The organism is Hymenobacter psychrotolerans DSM 18569, assembly GCF_900142395.1.
Lineage (GTDB): Bacteria > Bacteroidota > Bacteroidia > Cytophagales > Hymenobacteraceae > Hymenobacter > Hymenobacter psychrotolerans.
On the sequence record NZ_FRAS01000044.1, the window covers coordinates 1 to 13,646 of the forward strand.

The window sequence follows — 13,646 nt, forward strand, 5'->3', positions numbered from 1 at the left end:
ACATCATCAGAATCAAACCGATGGCCAGCGGCACGTTGACCGTACCCACTGAGAAGTAATTCACCGCGTCGTTCATGCCGGGCACGAAGTGGCCCAGCGCCACGCCCAACGCCATGGCTAGGAATATCCACAAAGTCAGGCCCCGGTCCAGGCCGGAGAGTTTCTTTTCCGCCAGGGCAGCGGGAGCTGGCGCGGCAGTCAAGGGTTGATTTACAGTCGTCATAAGAAGTTGTTATATTAAGCGGCGCCGACGGTCGGGCTGCGCCGCTCCATCTGCACCGTGTTGCGCCACACGCCCTGGTGCTGGCCAATCCGTTCGCGGTGCCCAATAACCCGAAACCCGGCCTGAGTGTGCAGCCCGATGCTGGCTTTGTTTTCTTCAAACGTGCCGGCCTGCAGCGTCCAGATGCCGTGGGCTTCCGAGTCCGCAATGAGGGCCTGCAGCAGCTGCCGGCCCACGCCCTTGCCCCGCGCTTCGGCCGCGATGTACACGCTGATTTCGGCCACCCCGCCGTACACGCAGCGGCTCGACACCGGCGAGAGCGCTGCCCAGCCGAGCATCGTGCCGGCCTCGTCCACCGCTACCAGCCGACTATGGCCCAGATGGGCCTTGTCCCAGGCTTCCCAGGCGGGCGCCTGCGTTTCAAACGTGGCATTACCAGTGGCAATGCCCGCTTCGTAGATGGCCTTTACCGCCGGCCAGTGCGCTTCCGTCATCGGTATAATCGTCATGGCAGGAATGGGTTAGTAGGCTTTGCGGAGCATGTCTGCATATTCGTTGGGCAGCGGCGAGGCCTCAACCGCTTGGGCGGCCTTCTCCACGTCATATTCCACCCGAATCAGCTCCGAGCGCACGCTGTCAGGGTCGCTGAGCTTCGTGTTTTCGTCGAGGTGCACCAGTTGGTAGGCGGCCCGAGGGTCACCATCTTTCGGCTTGCCCACCGAGCCGATGTTCAGCGCGTGCCGGTAACGGGTTTCGCCCTCGTGCTCGTAGGCAAAGGTGCGGTGGTAGGGCTTGTGGGTGTGGCCAAACAGCATGATATCAGCATTTGCCTCCTGCAGGATGCGCAGGAAACTGCTCTCCGGCCGGTCCTCGAACAGGTACTCGTTGATTTTACGCGGTGAGCCGTGCACCATCAGCAAGCTCAGCGTGCAGGGCTCCTCCTGGAAGTCCAGGCGCATGTGCTTGGGCAGGTAGCGCAAATAGCGCCGCTCGTCCTGGCCCACCACCTGGTTGGTGAAGGCGATGCTCTGTGCGCCCAGGTCTTTCTCCACGTCCGTTTTGTAGGCGCAGCCGCAGTTCTCGCTGGCCATGCCAATGCCCTGGTCGTAGTTGCCGGCCAGCGTCGGGATGCCCCGCCGCCGCACCTCGTTCACTACTTCGTTGGGCCAGGGCGCGTAGCCCACCAGGTCGCCCAGGCAGAACATCATGTCCGGCCGGCGCTGCTCCATGTCGGCCAGCACCGCTTCCAGCGCTGGCAGGTTGCCGTGCACGTCGGAGAAAAAGGCAATTGTCATCAGAAGGTGAAAGAAGGTAGGTATGGAGAAGGGGTAGTAAAACGGCGCCACCCGGGGAGGGCAGCGCCGTTCAGGGGCGTTTAGCAGCAACCGCCGCCGGGCGTACAGCACGAAGCCGCTTGCAGCTGAGGCAGCGCAAACTGCTGGGCATCGGGAATGCCGCAGGCATCCTGGGCTAGGCAAGCCGTCTGCTTCTGGGTCAGCACGAAGTCGGCGCCGTCGAAGGTGAGGCCAAACTTGCCGATGGTGGCTTGCTGGTATTCCACCTCAATGTCTAGGTCTCCGCTACCCAGGATGCGCTCCGACAGGTTGAGGATGTGCAGGAATTTCTGAGGAGCCAAGCGGTGGTCATAGTCGCCGGCTTCCCACAGCTGGAAGTTGGCCACGGTCTCTTTGCGCTCCACGCCACCGCAGTCAATAAAGTGCTTGCTCACCAAGCCCACTTCGGTCACGTGAAAGTGCGCGGGCAGGTGCTCGCCAGTGGGCAAGCGGAAGTTGACGCTTTCCAGCCCGGCCAGGGTCTGCTTCATTTCGGAGATTTTCATAACAAAGGAGGAAATTGGGTGAAGAAGAAAAAGAAGTCACACGCCCTGTAATGGGCGCAATCAGGGGTTAATAGCCGAAGTATTCCAGGGTCTGCGCACGGCGTTGCACAAATAGACGGTAGACGCCGTGCCCGGCTGGGGCAAAAAAGAAGGCCAAACCCAGCCCCGCCGCCACGCCCGAGGCCTGGCTCACGAACAGCAGCCGTGCCCCCGCGATGCCCCAGGCGCTCGCCGCCACGTACCCCACGAGCAGCAGCCCGAATTGCCGGTTCAGCACCAAAGCCAGCAGCACCGCCGTGACCACCAGAGCGCCCGTTCCATAGGCCCACAGCTCGGCAGCAGCCAGCCCGCGGATGTCGAAAAAGAGCAGCGTGTTCATGGCGACAGCGTTACCGGTGAGAATAAATTAGCAGCTGCAGGCATCCTCCGGCCCGCACACCGCGCCGGCCGTGGCCTCCAGGAAAAAGCCCGTGAACTGCTGGTGCACCTGCTGCAGCAATTCGGTATTGAGGCAGTAGCACACCGTCAGCCCATCAATCTCCCCGCGTATTAAATCCACTGCCTTCAGCTCCTGCAGGTGCTGAAACACTGTGGTGCGCGCGAGCGGCAGCTCGGCCGCGATGTCCCCGGAAATACAGGTCTGCTTGCTGGCTAGAAACTGGATGATGGCCACCCGCGCCGGGTGCGCCAGGGCCTTGGCCACGCGGGCTAGCTGCTGTTGTTCCTGCGTGAAAGCGGCGGTCTTGGCGTACGTCATATCGAAAGGCAGAAGTATGTCGCAAATATACGGCATTAAATGTCGTAAGTTTGCGACATAGATACTTTTTCTCGTTGGCCGTCCCCTCCCTGCCATGAAAAGCTGCCTGCTGTCCCTGCTTGCGTTGCTCTGGAGCCTGCCGCTGTTCGCGCAGCAGGCGTCCCCAGTGCCCTTCACCGGTGCCACCCCCGGCTTCCACCAAACGCACACCGGGCAGATACTTTTTAGCCCGACCGCTGTTCCCGTCGATGGCTACCCGGGCGCGGCGTACATCGGCTTAAGCACCTACCCCCTAGCTCCCCGAAGCGGGCTGTATTTCACCGCTTTTCTCGGTTCGTCCCTCACCCAAGCCTTGCACCGCTTGGCGCCCCACCTGCCCCAGCAGGAGTTGGCCCGCACCGGCACCTATCAGTTCAGCTTCTACGTCGACAAGCAGTTGATATACCTCGCCAACCTGCCGGCCGGGGCCGTCGACCCAACCAGTAAAAACAAGGAAACGGTACTGCACCAGGCCCTGCTCAACGACGACCACCCGGCCAGCGAGTGGGGGCGGGCGCTCTGGTACCGGTTCCTGGCCAACGGCGGCGAAAAAGCCCTGTCCCCAGGCCAGCACCTGCTTCGGCTCGAAATCCGGCCCTACTTCCAACATCCGCTCCTGCGAGACGGCCCCATCCTGGCCGCTGGTCAGGTTGCGCTCGACGTAATTGCAGCCTCCGCCCTTTCAAAGCCGGTCCGTTAGCCCCAGCTGACTGAAAGCGAAAACAGGTAGCTTCAACTCGTTGCCTACTACCATGAGCTACCTCCAAGTCATCCGCCACATCGAACAAATCCTCAACGGCTGCGGCGACCCCATCCGCTTCACGCCCACCGGCCGGAAGATGTTAGACCAGGCCACCATGCAGATGGCCGTGGAAGTAATGAAGGTCGACATCCAGCGCACCAACGACTGCTTCACGCTGCCGCCCCCCGTTCCGCCCTACGCCCACAACCGCCCGGGCCTCTACACCGTGAACATCATTCACATTCCGCCTTCCCTGGCCGAAGCTTATTCCGCCGGCAACCGCTACCCGGACGAGGAATTAACCAGCTTAATCCGCACGAGCGCAGGCCTTTTCTCCTGCTACCTGCTCAAATAACAACCCTCGAACAAACCAAAAAGCCGGCCCCTGTTTCCAGGAGTCGGCTTTTTAGGCAGCAACCCAGCTGCTTACTTCTTCGCGCAGCAGGCGGGCACACCGGCCAACGTGCAGGCGGCCGTGCCCTTGTCCGGGCAGTTCTTCACCAGCGGGCACTCGGGCGTGCCTTTCAAGGGGCAGTCCGCCGTTTTTGCGGGGCTGGTAAAACCAAACAGCGCACCACCGGCCAACAGGACGGCCGTGCTCAACATCAACACTTTCTGTTTCATAAAACGGAAGGGTTAGGGTAGCCCGCCGGTACGGCAGTCGGGACCATGAGAAAAACGCAGGCCGTGCCCTGCGCAACAAGTCGGGGGCTAGGCCGCCTGGCCGATGCCGGCCGCTTCCAGCGCTTCCTTCGTAATGCCGCCGCCCTGGCAGCACGCCAACAGCGTGCCGTTCACGGCCACGGCCGGCAGGGTTTGCACGCCCAGCAGCCGCGCCCGGCGCAGGGCCGGGTTGCCAGCTTCGGTTTCGGTCAGGTTGTGGGTAATAATGTCGCAACTGCTGCAAGCGGTGCTTTTTACCAGCTCAACCACGGGGCTGCACAGCGGGCAGCCCGCGGTGAATACTTCTACAATGCGTTTCATACGGCAGGGGATAGGATAACAAAAACAACAAGACAAAGCTCCGCTCGCTCCCCCGGTGTCCGTCAAGCTTTTTCTTCGCTTTTTTTCTCAAGCCCGGCGTTGTGCTGCACCAGCCGCCCGCCAATCTCGCGCAGCTCCCGCATTTTCTGCGTCAGCTCGCCCTCGCTCAGGTTCGGAAACTCTCGGCGGAGCTGCTCGATGCGCCCCGCATCCTGGCAGTCGCCGGGGCAGGCCCCCACCACGTCCACGATTTGCAAGGCTAGGCCTTTGCGAAACACCTCATCCAGCAGCAGGTGCTCGGCGCTGCTCAGCCCGTTGGTCACGGCCTTGAACTGCACCAGCACCTGGTCGGGCTCGATGTTTTCCGCGTCCAGCATCTTGCCGATGCCCTGCAGCTGGCCGGCCAGCATGTTGAGGCGGCTTTTCAGGTCGCGGGTGAGGTCTTTGGGAAGCATAGGCTCTTGTTTTTGGCAAGTACGAAGCCGCTAGGGGTGTCCGTCAAGTGCTAGCTGCTTATTTGTTGCGGGTCGCCACGTTCGGCCACTGGCATTTACCAACAGCTGCAACCTTTCCTCGTACTTTAGCATTCGCTTAAATACAATAGTAGGCGTTTAGCCTTACTTCCCAATGAATCCAACCCCCTGCGTTCGAGTCTTTGCCGACACCGACCACATTCAGCAGTGCCAGGAGCGACTGACCCAGGCCGCGCCCGCGCTCAGCTCGCTGGCTAGTGTGCTGGCCCTGGCCGGCAACGAAGTGCGCCTGCAAATGCTCTTTCTACTGGCCGACGAGCAACTGTGCGTGTGCGACCTGGCCGACGTGCTGCAAATGACGATTTCGGCCGTGTCGCAGCACCTGCGCAAGCTCAAAGACGGCGGCGTCGTCTCCCCCCGCAAAGTGGGCCAGACCGTGTTCTACACCCTCAGCCCCGAGCATTTGACTGTGCTGCAGCCGCTGTTGGCTCGCCTGACTGCCACCCAACCCGAACCCGCCCAATGAACAACGCCCCCGCCCAACCCTCCAAGTCGTTGTTTGGCGCCGGCCTGCTGGCCGCGCTGGCCGCTTCGCTCTGCTGCATCACCCCGCTGCTGGCCGTGGTCGGCGGACTAGGAGGGGCCGCCAGTTCCTTCACCTGGCTCGAACCCTACCGCCTCTATTTAGTGGCCCTGACCGTAGGCGTGCTCGGCTTCGCCTGGTACCGCCAGCTGCGCCCCGCACCAGCCGCGGCCGACTGCTGCGCAGTGCCTGCCCAACGCTCCTTCATGCAGTCCACCGGCTTTCTGGCGTCCGTCACCATCCTCGCCGCCCTTCTGCTGGCCTTTCCCTACTACGGCGCCGCGCTTTACCCCACTACCAAGCCTACTGTTTCCGTGGCCACCGCCACCGGCGGCGCCCCTATCTGGCAAACCCGCACCTACCGCATCGCGGGCATGACCTGCGAGGCCTGCGCCCGTCACGTCGAGCAGGCCGTGCAGCAAGTGCCCGGCGTACAGTCCGTGGCCGTTTCCTACGACCAGGCCACCGCTCAGGTGCGCTACAACAGCGCCCAAGCCCAAACCGCCCAGGTCGAAAGCGCCATCAACAGCACCGGCTACCACGTCCAGCACCCCACACGCTAACCACCGCCCCATGATGCTCACCCAACCCGTCACCCTTACCTCCGTGCTCACTTGCCCCGTCTGCCAGCACGCGCAGGCCGAGCAGATGCCCACCGACGCCTGCCAGTGGTTCTACGAGTGCACCAGCTGCCACACCGTGCTCAAGCCTCTGGCCGGCGACTGCTGCGTGTACTGTTCCTACGGCACGGTACCCTGCCCGCCCATTCAAACTGCTGGCCCGAAAGGCTGCTGCGGTTAAGCACCCATACGCAGCGCTACAATTGCCGGGGCGGCAACCCACCCGTTGCCCAGTAACCGCACGGTGGCGCACGCCGGCCCGCCATCCCGCGCCTGGCCCAGGATAGCGGCCTGCATGACGAGTTCGGGGCTGCTCAACACGTGCTGCAGCAGCTCGGGCGTGAGGGTCGGGAGTGGCACCTTCGCCCGGCGCGACCACCCCGAATCGGCCTGCCCGGCGTAAGTGCCCGCATTGACATAGAGAAACCGGGCACCTACAGGCCCTTGCGCATACGGTCCGACCAGCCAGGGAGGTGCCCCGCCCGTGGGGTGGCTGACCGTTAATAAAACCTCAAATACCAGCCGTTCCGGGGTCGAAAATAGCGGCGGAATCAATTCGCTAGTGCCCCGCTGCACGGCCATTTGCACACCTGCGGGCGGCTCAAGTACCTGCAGCTGAAAAAGTAGAGAATGCTTCATGCCAGCAAGGTACAGCGTTGACAGAGCACCGGTAGTCCCTCAATTAGATGAGGCGCGGAAAGCAGCTTGCTTTAGGGCTAGGGGTGCCAACGGACTACTTATGAGGAGCCAACAGCGCCTGCAGGTCCACCGGAATGGGCATCGGTTGCTCCGCTTTCACGTTAGCGCCCCCGGTATTGCCCGTGGGCACCCGCCCGACCAGTGAGCCCAGAAACCCAAACACGATGCGGGGCACTTGGCCCAGGATTTCGCGCAGGTTGCGCGTCTGCAGGCCGTGTAGCAGCATAAGCAGGTGCACGTGCGTGTGGGACACGGCCCAGCGCTGTCCCAGTATGTGGGCTCGCTCCAAGTGGTGAAACGCGCCGGCCGCGTCCTGCCGAGCGTAAGCGGCCCGGGCGGCTTGCAGCTCCTGGTAAAAGTGGGGCCGCAAGGCATCGGGAAGCAACAAGGTTTGCATGGCGCGGTGACGGAGTTGTTACTTGCCAGAAGCAGAGGCGTAGGCTTGCAGCCAGCGCTGAAACTGCTTGATTTCCTGCTGCTGGTCGCGAACAAACCGCCGGGCGGCGTCCTTTACTTCGGCATTGCGGCCGAAAGCCAGCTCGGTTTGGGCGAGGGCCACGCCGCTTCGGTGGTGCACCTGCATGAGGGTGGCAAAGTCGGCGTCTACGTTACCGGGCAGTGGGGGTAGCTGGCGCAGCGGAGCCAGCGCCGCCGTGATGCGCCGCACAAACGGGTCGCGGGCATTGCCGGGCCGGTACTCCTGACCCCCGGGCGGGTCGCGCCGCAGGGCCAGCGTCAACACGTGCGTGTCCTTTTCGTGGCTTTTAACGACGTGCTGGGCCATGGCCCGCAGGGTGGAGTCCTTGCCCTGGGAAATTTCGACCCCGGCCAGGCGCTGGGCCCCGGCGTGGTGCAGGCTCATCAGACGAGCGAAGTCCTCGTCGTAGCAACCGATGCGGCGAGCGGTATCCAGCTGCCGGACCATGAGCTGTAGCGAGTCGGCCAGGTTGGGCCGGGTAGCCACGGGCGCCGGTTTGGGCCGGGCTGCGTGGGTTTCCTGCTCGTGCTCATCCGTGTCACGGCGCCCGTTGCAAGCGCTGACGGTCATCAGAGCCGCCAGCAGCAGCAAAAAGAGAAAGAAACCTCGCTTCATAGCAAACAGGAAGTCAGCGGTAAGAATAGCCCTATGATGCCGGCTCGATGTGCACCAGTACGTTGTACACGGCGGGCTTGGCCTGCATGATAGCGGCCTTGACGGCATGGGCAATGGCGTGGCCTTCGCGCACGCTGATGCTGCCGTCGACAATGACGTGCAAGTCAGCAAAGAACTCTAATCCCATTTTGCGCACAAAGCACTTCTCAGTGGCCACCACTCCGGGCACGCCTTCGGCCAGGGCCCGAATATCTTCCGTCCACGTGCCCTCCGGTGCCTCGTCCATTATTTCTCCAAAGGCGGGCCGGAAGATGTGATAAGCGTTGTAGACGATAAAGCAGCAGGCCACCAGCGCGGCCCAGTCATCGGCACTCTCGTAGCCCGGCCCCCCCAGCAGGGCAATGCTGATGCCTACAAACGCTGTGCAGGAGGTAATGGCGTCGGCCCGGTGGTGCCAGGCATCGGCTTTGACAGCGGCGCTGTCCACTTCTTTGCCCACGCGCAGCACCCGGCGGTAGAGGAATTCTTTGATGACGATGACCACAGCCAGCACCCCCAGCGTGAAGCGCGCTGGCAGTTGATGCGGCGTCTGAATGCGCAAGATGCTTTCGTAGGCGATAAAGCCCGCGGCGGCCATCAGGGCCCCGGCGACCAGAAGGGCAGCCAGCGGCTCAGCCTTGCCGTGGCCGTAGGGGTGGTTTTCATCCGGCTCGCGCGCCGCAGTTCGCAGCCCGAGCCAGACGATGCCGGAGCTGATGATGTCCGTAGCCGACTCGATGGCATCGGCAATGAGGGCATAGGAGTGGCCGAGGACGCCGGCCGTGCCCTTACCCAGCACCAGGGCCACGTTGGCCCCAATGCCCCACAGGGTAGACGTCTGGCCGCGCTCGGCTCGCTCGCGGTTGGTGGGGCCGGCGGACTGTTCCATGACAAAAGCGTGGAGGTAAGGAGTTAGAGGTTGGTAAAGTGGCCTGTCTTAAAAGTTTGGTCCAAAAATCGCATTTGATACTCGATAGCATCGTGTAGAATGCGAATGCCGGCTACAATTCGGAAGAAGGAGCTTTTACGTCCCATTCCACGGTCAGCAAAGCTTCCAAATCGAAGTGCAGCGCATCAGTCAGCGCTTCCTCCGAGAAATCGAACTCTCCTTGCAGGTTGACGTGCTGCCAACTGACCGGCGAGCGGCACGCGATAGCATTGGCCAGCGCCTGGCGCTCGGCGGGCGGGGCTTGAAACAGCTGCTGATTGAGGTACAAGCAGTTCCAGCACACAATCACGTTTTGTACCAGCCGCTTGCAGGTATCGGCGACCTGCTGCTCTTCCTTGCCGGCGTAGTGCAGCTGCCCGTTTTGGCCATAAAACACGGCGCGGGCGAACTGGTGGGTGCTTTCGAGCTTGTCAAGCTGGTCGTCAATGCGTTTGCGCAACTCTTGATCGTCCATGTAGCGCAGCAAAAACTCGGTGCGGACCGCCCGTCCGACCTCGCGCAGTGCCACGTACACGGGGTGCTGCTGGGAGTAGGAGTTAAGCCGCTTGAGCAGCGTCGAGGCCGTGACATGCTTCTGTTTCAGGCTCACCACCAGGCGGAGGATAGTTTCCCACTGGGCCTCGATCACTGCCCGGTCCAGGGGCTTGCCCAGCCGCAAGCCAAACGCGGCCACATCGGGCACGTCCATGCCGGCAAAAGCGTAGAGCTGCTGCTCCTGAAACGACTGGATACGCGGCGCAAAGGCGACGGCAATAAACTCGGTCAACGCGAAATTGACTTCCGTGAACCCGTGGGTATCGGTGCTGTGCAGCGTCGATTCCACCACGTCGTTGTGCAGCAGCCCATCAATCATGTAGGGGGCCTCCCGTTCGGAGGAGCTGAACGTCACCGAGTAAAACAGGCGGTGTCGGTCATCGAGAAAGTTGTAGGAGACGAGCCCCTTCTCCTGCCCAAAGTACTTGTAGGAGTGCGTGGCGTGAATCGAATCCACGGCCACGTAGTATTTTTGCCCGTCCGAAGAAGTGTGCGTCTGGTCGGGGTGGCGGCGAAACAGGCGGCTCACCGGCAGCTTGCCTATGAGGGCCACCACCGCGTCGTTGGCTTTGCGCAGATTGTCGAGCGAAAAATACCAGTTGACCGTGTTTTCCAGCGTAGCCTGGCTGACGTGGCGGGTGGCGTGGGCCATGCGGGGCAGGCCCAGGTTGCAGCCGTAGGCCATGACGGCAGCGAAAAAGAGCCGGTCCGCCGGTCGGGGCGGGCGATTCCGGACCGACCAATGCTGCAGGCAGTCGGTGAAGCGGCACTGCGCGTTGACCGTATGCAACACCTCGTGCAGCGAGATACTGCCCGGCCCCGGAAACAGGGGGGCCTCCACCAGGGCCTCGGCGTCTACCGGGCGGGCGGGGGTGACGAAGTGCGGCCGGCCATCAGCGCGCCGGCGGACGCCGGGGTTAGTGCCGGCCTGCAGGCGTTCGACGGTGTGCGTAAACGCGGCGGCCAGCCGGGTTTGCAGCGCATCCAGCCAAGGGCCAGCCTCGCGCAAGTGGGTCAGATTAGTTTTCTCCAACAGCTGCTCCCGCTGTTGCGTCCACGTCAGCTCGTCTAGCAAGTAGGTGTCGAAGGGCCGGAAGCTCAGCGAGTGCAGCAGGTTTAGCTTGCCCGCTTTCAGGTGGTCGGCGACGTGGCCCGCCAGCAGGGCCTTGTAAAGCGAAACGGGGCTGCTGGCCTGCTCCAAAGCGGCTCGCTCCGCTGCCTTCAAAAACGCCACCGGCAGCTTATTGTTAAGCTGTCCGGCCCGGTCGCGAAAACTCGCCAGCGCCTGGGCCAGGGGGCTGTCGGCCGGGCCCTCGTACTCGACAAGCCGCAGAATGTCGCCCAGCCGGCGTTGCAGGGCGCGGGAGCGTTCCTCCACCACCTGATAGTAGGGACCGGTGGTACTGCCCCCGCCCGCTTTGCGCAGCTGCTGGGCCGCGTGCCGCAGCTGCGCGAAGGCCGCGACGTCCGGAGTCTGCAGCCAGGCCAGCAAGGCCTCCACCTTCTGCTCGTTGGTTTGGGCAAAGGAGAAGGCCACTGCTTCCAACTGCTGCAACGCGGCCCCGTGACCGATGACGCCGTCGAGCACCTGGCGCAGCTGACCAGCTGTGTCCTGCTGCTGGCGGTAGACCCGCGCCTGATGCTCGCGCTGGGCGGCGTTGCGGTGGGTTTGTACGGCCTGCTGGAGCGTTTCCGTCAGCAGGTCACCCACCTGGTAATACTGATAGACCAGAAAACAGAGCAACATCAGGTATTTCTTCTCGCTCTGCTGCCGCACCTGGAAAACTTGTGCCCGTTCCACGTAGCGGGCATAATAGCGAATCATGTCTTCCGATAAATCCAGCGCTTGGACCAGCGGTTGCAGCTGCACGAACAAGGCTTTGAGCACGATGTAGTCCTGCACGTTGGTGCGGATGGCCGCCGGGCGCATCAGTTCCAGCGTGCGTTTGAGCGTGGTGAGCCGGTAAGGCCGGTTGCGTTCGGCCGGGGCCGCGTCTTCTGTCGCGAACAAGGCATCCAGCTGCGCACACAGAGCCGGGGTCAGGTGCTGGGCCAATCTGGCCGTGACCTGCTGTTCCACGGCGCGAAAAGCCTCCGTGACCACCCCGGCCAGCGTGGCATACGACGGCACTTCCCAGCGGTGGGCCCGCAGGTAGTCGACCGCTGAGCGAAAAACGGCTGTGGGGTTCATCTGCTGCCGGGCAAAGTGCGTCACCTGGGCCAGGGCCACCGACGCTACCTGCTCAAATGGAAGAATACCTAAGTGGTGCAGGACGAGGGGCCAGTGGCGAAAGGCGGCTTTGACATCGTAGCGAGTCCAGTCCACTGAATCCAGGCGCAATTGCTGCTGCACATAGGTGCGGTCGGCTGCCACAAAACGATCCACCGGAAAGAACCGGCCGGTGGCTTTGAAGTAGCCCAGCTGCAGCAGGAAACCGCCGCGCATATGCGGCGCGCTCATCGCCCGCAGCAGTGGCTCGGCCCACTCCGGCCGGGCAAAGAAGAAGGACCGTTGCGGCGTGGTGAACTTCGGCGGCGAATCAAACTCGCGGCGCTGGGCCGCATCGAGCAAGGGGAGGGTACGCGCCATAATGTCTTGTCCTAAAATAGGTTGACCATCACTCTCAGTCAGATGGAACACTTATTTCTGTTTCGCAAGCAGGCGCACGAGTTGAAAATGCGCCAGATGGTCGAGGAAATTACCTGCGGCCGGCATACGATTGAGTCAGCCATGAGCAAGTACCAGGTGCTCACCCGCTCGACCGTGACCAAGTGGCTGGAACGTGTCCGCCAGGAAGAGCAGGCCCGTACCCAAGCCATGGAAGACAATCTGAAAAAGCCGCCTACCACGCTCGTTGAGCACGTGGTGCAGCATGCGGATGCGCTGACCGGGCAGGTCAAGCAGTTGCAGAAACAGCTTGAACAAGCCGAATTGCAGGTGCTCTACTACAGAAACGTGATTCGCGTGGCCGAGCAGGAACTGGGCTTGAGCATCGAAAAAAAGTCCGCTACCAAGTAGTCCAGCTCCTGCGAGTAAGCTGTCCGCACTTTTGCCTGCGGCGGATCAGCGGAGTACTTGGCTTCAGCCGCCAGGCCTTTTATCAGCACCAAACGCGGCAGTGGAGCAGCGAAGAGCGTGAGCACTATGTGTTGGAGCAGGTCGCGCAGTTGCGCAAGGAGCACGGTCGGATGGGCGGCCGCAAACTCTACTACCTGCTGGAGCAGGACTTACGTCAGCAAGGCATCAAGCTGGGACGGGATGCCCTGTTTTCGCTGCTGGCAGCCCATAACCTGCTGATCCGAAAGCGCCGCCGCAAGGCCCTGACGACCTTCTCCCGCCACCGTTTCCGCAAATATCCCAACCTGATCCGGGACCTAACGCCGCTGCGGCCCAACCAAGTATGGGTGGCCGATATCACCTATTGGTTCACCCAGGCCGGCTGCCTGTACATCTCGCTGCTGACCGATGCCTATTCGCGCCGCATCATGGGCTTTGCCGTCGCCGATACGCTGGCCACGGTGCACGCGCGCCGTGCCCTGGAGATGGCCCTACGGCAGATCAGTAAACGGGCGGGGAGCCAGTTGATTCACCACAGTGACCGGGGCATTCAGTACTGCAGCCAGGAATATCTGGACACGCTGGCTCCCTTCCATATCCAGGTCAGCATGACGGAGAACTCTGATCCGCTGGAAAACGCCATTGCCGAGCGCGTGAACGGCATTCTTAAGCAGGAGTATCTGAGCCAGCAACCGGTCTACTCGCTGCGGGAGGCGGAGCAGCACCTGGAACAAGCCGTGTTTCTCTACAACTACAAACGGCCCCACCTGAGCTGCGACATGCAGAGCCCCAATCAAGCCCATGCCAGTTGGGGGCCGTTGGAGAGAAGATGGAAAAACTACTACAAACCGTCCACGCCAGTGAGCGCCGAATGAGCTAACTTAGGACTACCGCCAGAATGGTCAACTCAGAGGCGGACTCAGGGCTTACGCATCAAATTTAGGGAGCCGTTGCCCGGCCGTTTTGGCGGGCGCAGGTTAGAAGTTGGGTCATATAGGTATCGTTCCAGCCCG

The 13,646-nt window shown here is 62.3% G+C and carries 20 protein-coding genes and 1 pseudogene; 7 read left to right on the forward strand and 14 right to left on the reverse strand.

What is annotated here, in order from left to right:
* From BUE15_RS20575 to BUE15_RS20600, 6 genes and pseudogenes are all read right to left on the reverse strand, one after another.
* Window positions 1–223: pseudogene (locus tag BUE15_RS20575) on the reverse strand (arsenical-resistance protein); the annotation flags it as partial.
* Window positions 224–237: 14 nt separating this feature from the next.
* Window positions 238–732, reverse strand: a complete 495-nt coding sequence (locus tag BUE15_RS20580) for a GNAT family N-acetyltransferase (protein WP_139252470.1) — start codon at window positions 730–732, stop codon at window positions 238–240.
* Between the two features lie 12 nt (window positions 733–744).
* Window positions 745–1,518, reverse strand: coding sequence for a metallophosphoesterase family protein (locus BUE15_RS20585; protein ID WP_073289061.1), 774 nt, complete (start codon window positions 1,516–1,518; stop codon window positions 745–747).
* Window positions 1,519–1,598: 80 nt separating this feature from the next.
* A complete protein-coding gene (locus BUE15_RS20590; protein ID WP_073289063.1) occupies window positions 1,599–2,063 on the reverse strand; it encodes a DUF6428 family protein in 465 nt (154 codons plus the stop codon).
* A 67-nt stretch (window positions 2,064–2,130) separates the two neighbouring features.
* On the reverse strand, window positions 2,131–2,442 hold the full coding sequence (locus BUE15_RS20595) for a hypothetical protein (protein WP_073289065.1): 312 nt from the start codon (window positions 2,440–2,442) through the stop codon (window positions 2,131–2,133).
* A 27-nt stretch (window positions 2,443–2,469) separates the two neighbouring features.
* Window positions 2,470–2,820, reverse strand: coding sequence for an ArsR/SmtB family transcription factor (locus BUE15_RS20600; RefSeq protein WP_073289066.1), 351 nt, complete (start codon window positions 2,818–2,820; stop codon window positions 2,470–2,472).
* A gap of 94 nt (window positions 2,821–2,914) precedes the next feature.
* Here BUE15_RS20600 and BUE15_RS20605 point away from each other — a divergent pair, with 94 nt between their 5' ends.
* Both BUE15_RS20605 and BUE15_RS20610 read left to right on the forward strand, forming a co-directional pair.
* The gene (locus BUE15_RS20605; RefSeq protein WP_073289068.1) at window positions 2,915–3,559 is read left to right on the forward strand and encodes a hypothetical protein; all 645 of its coding nucleotides are present in this window, start codon (window positions 2,915–2,917) and stop codon (window positions 3,557–3,559) included.
* 52 nt (window positions 3,560–3,611) lie between these two features.
* The gene (locus BUE15_RS20610) at window positions 3,612–3,956 is read left to right on the forward strand and encodes a hypothetical protein (RefSeq protein ID WP_073289070.1); all 345 of its coding nucleotides are present in this window, start codon (window positions 3,612–3,614) and stop codon (window positions 3,954–3,956) included.
* 71 nt (window positions 3,957–4,027) lie between these two features.
* Here the strand turns inward: BUE15_RS20610 and BUE15_RS20615 are convergent, their stop codons facing one another.
* The 3 genes from BUE15_RS20615 to BUE15_RS20625 form a co-directional block, all read right to left on the reverse strand.
* On the reverse strand, window positions 4,028–4,225 hold the full coding sequence (locus BUE15_RS20615) for a hypothetical protein (RefSeq protein WP_073289072.1): 198 nt from the start codon (window positions 4,223–4,225) through the stop codon (window positions 4,028–4,030).
* An 87-nt stretch (window positions 4,226–4,312) separates the two neighbouring features.
* Window positions 4,313–4,585, reverse strand: a complete 273-nt coding sequence (locus tag BUE15_RS20620; protein ID WP_073289073.1) for a glutaredoxin — start codon at window positions 4,583–4,585, stop codon at window positions 4,313–4,315.
* Window positions 4,586–4,647: 62 nt separating this feature from the next.
* Window positions 4,648–5,040: a metal-sensing transcriptional repressor gene (locus BUE15_RS20625; protein ID WP_073289075.1), complete on the reverse strand. Its 393-nt coding sequence runs from the start codon at window positions 5,038–5,040 to the stop codon at window positions 4,648–4,650.
* 172 nt (window positions 5,041–5,212) lie between these two features.
* Here BUE15_RS20625 and BUE15_RS20630 point away from each other — a divergent pair, with 172 nt between their 5' ends.
* Genes BUE15_RS20630 through BUE15_RS20640 form a run of 3 tightly spaced genes read left to right on the forward strand, consistent with a single transcriptional unit; the run spans window position 5,213 to window position 6,442 of the window.
* Complete coding sequence (locus BUE15_RS20630) at window positions 5,213–5,584, forward strand: ArsR/SmtB family transcription factor (RefSeq protein WP_073289077.1); 372 nt, start codon at window positions 5,213–5,215, stop codon at window positions 5,582–5,584.
* Window positions 5,581–6,204, forward strand: coding sequence for a mercuric transport protein MerTP (gene merTP / locus BUE15_RS20635; protein ID WP_073289079.1), 624 nt, complete (start codon window positions 5,581–5,583; stop codon window positions 6,202–6,204). The genes BUE15_RS20630 and merTP overlap by 4 nt, the downstream gene beginning before the upstream one ends.
* 13 nt (window positions 6,205–6,217) lie before the next feature.
* The gene (locus BUE15_RS20640) at window positions 6,218–6,442 is read left to right on the forward strand and encodes a GDCCVxC domain-containing (seleno)protein (RefSeq protein WP_073289090.1); all 225 of its coding nucleotides are present in this window, start codon (window positions 6,218–6,220) and stop codon (window positions 6,440–6,442) included.
* Here BUE15_RS20640 and BUE15_RS20645 read toward each other — a convergent pair.
* The 5 genes from BUE15_RS20645 to BUE15_RS20665 all read right to left on the reverse strand — a co-directional run bounded on the left by BUE15_RS20645 (window position 6,439) and on the right by BUE15_RS20665 (window position 12,165).
* The gene (locus BUE15_RS20645) at window positions 6,439–6,900 is read right to left on the reverse strand and encodes a DUF5990 family protein (protein WP_073289080.1); all 462 of its coding nucleotides are present in this window, start codon (window positions 6,898–6,900) and stop codon (window positions 6,439–6,441) included. The genes BUE15_RS20640 and BUE15_RS20645 overlap by 4 nt on opposite strands.
* Window positions 6,901–6,994: 94 nt before the next feature.
* Window positions 6,995–7,357: a DUF3703 domain-containing protein gene (locus BUE15_RS20650; protein WP_073289082.1), complete on the reverse strand. Its 363-nt coding sequence runs from the start codon at window positions 7,355–7,357 to the stop codon at window positions 6,995–6,997.
* 18 nt (window positions 7,358–7,375) lie between these two features.
* Entirely contained in the window at window positions 7,376–8,053 is a 678-nt protein-coding gene (locus BUE15_RS20655) for a DUF305 domain-containing protein (protein ID WP_073289083.1), read from the reverse strand.
* Between the two features lie 31 nt (window positions 8,054–8,084).
* Window positions 8,085–8,981 carry a cation diffusion facilitator family transporter gene (locus tag BUE15_RS20660; RefSeq protein WP_073289085.1) on the reverse strand — a complete coding sequence of 299 codons (897 nt, stop codon included), beginning with the start codon at window positions 8,979–8,981 and terminating at the stop codon, window positions 8,085–8,087.
* A gap of 112 nt (window positions 8,982–9,093) precedes the next feature.
* Window positions 9,094–12,165, reverse strand: coding sequence for a Tn3 family transposase (locus BUE15_RS20665; protein WP_084549226.1), 3,072 nt, complete (start codon window positions 12,163–12,165; stop codon window positions 9,094–9,096).
* 42 nt (window positions 12,166–12,207) lie between these two features.
* Here BUE15_RS20665 and BUE15_RS20670 point away from each other — a divergent pair, with 42 nt between their 5' ends.
* The gene (locus BUE15_RS20670; RefSeq protein ID WP_244535999.1) at window positions 12,208–12,594 is read left to right on the forward strand and encodes a hypothetical protein; all 387 of its coding nucleotides are present in this window, start codon (window positions 12,208–12,210) and stop codon (window positions 12,592–12,594) included.
* A gap of 8 nt (window positions 12,595–12,602) precedes the next feature.
* Entirely contained in the window at window positions 12,603–13,508 is a 906-nt protein-coding gene (locus BUE15_RS20675; RefSeq protein WP_073289088.1) for an IS3 family transposase, read from the forward strand.
* Window positions 13,509–13,646: the final 138 nt, after the last annotated feature.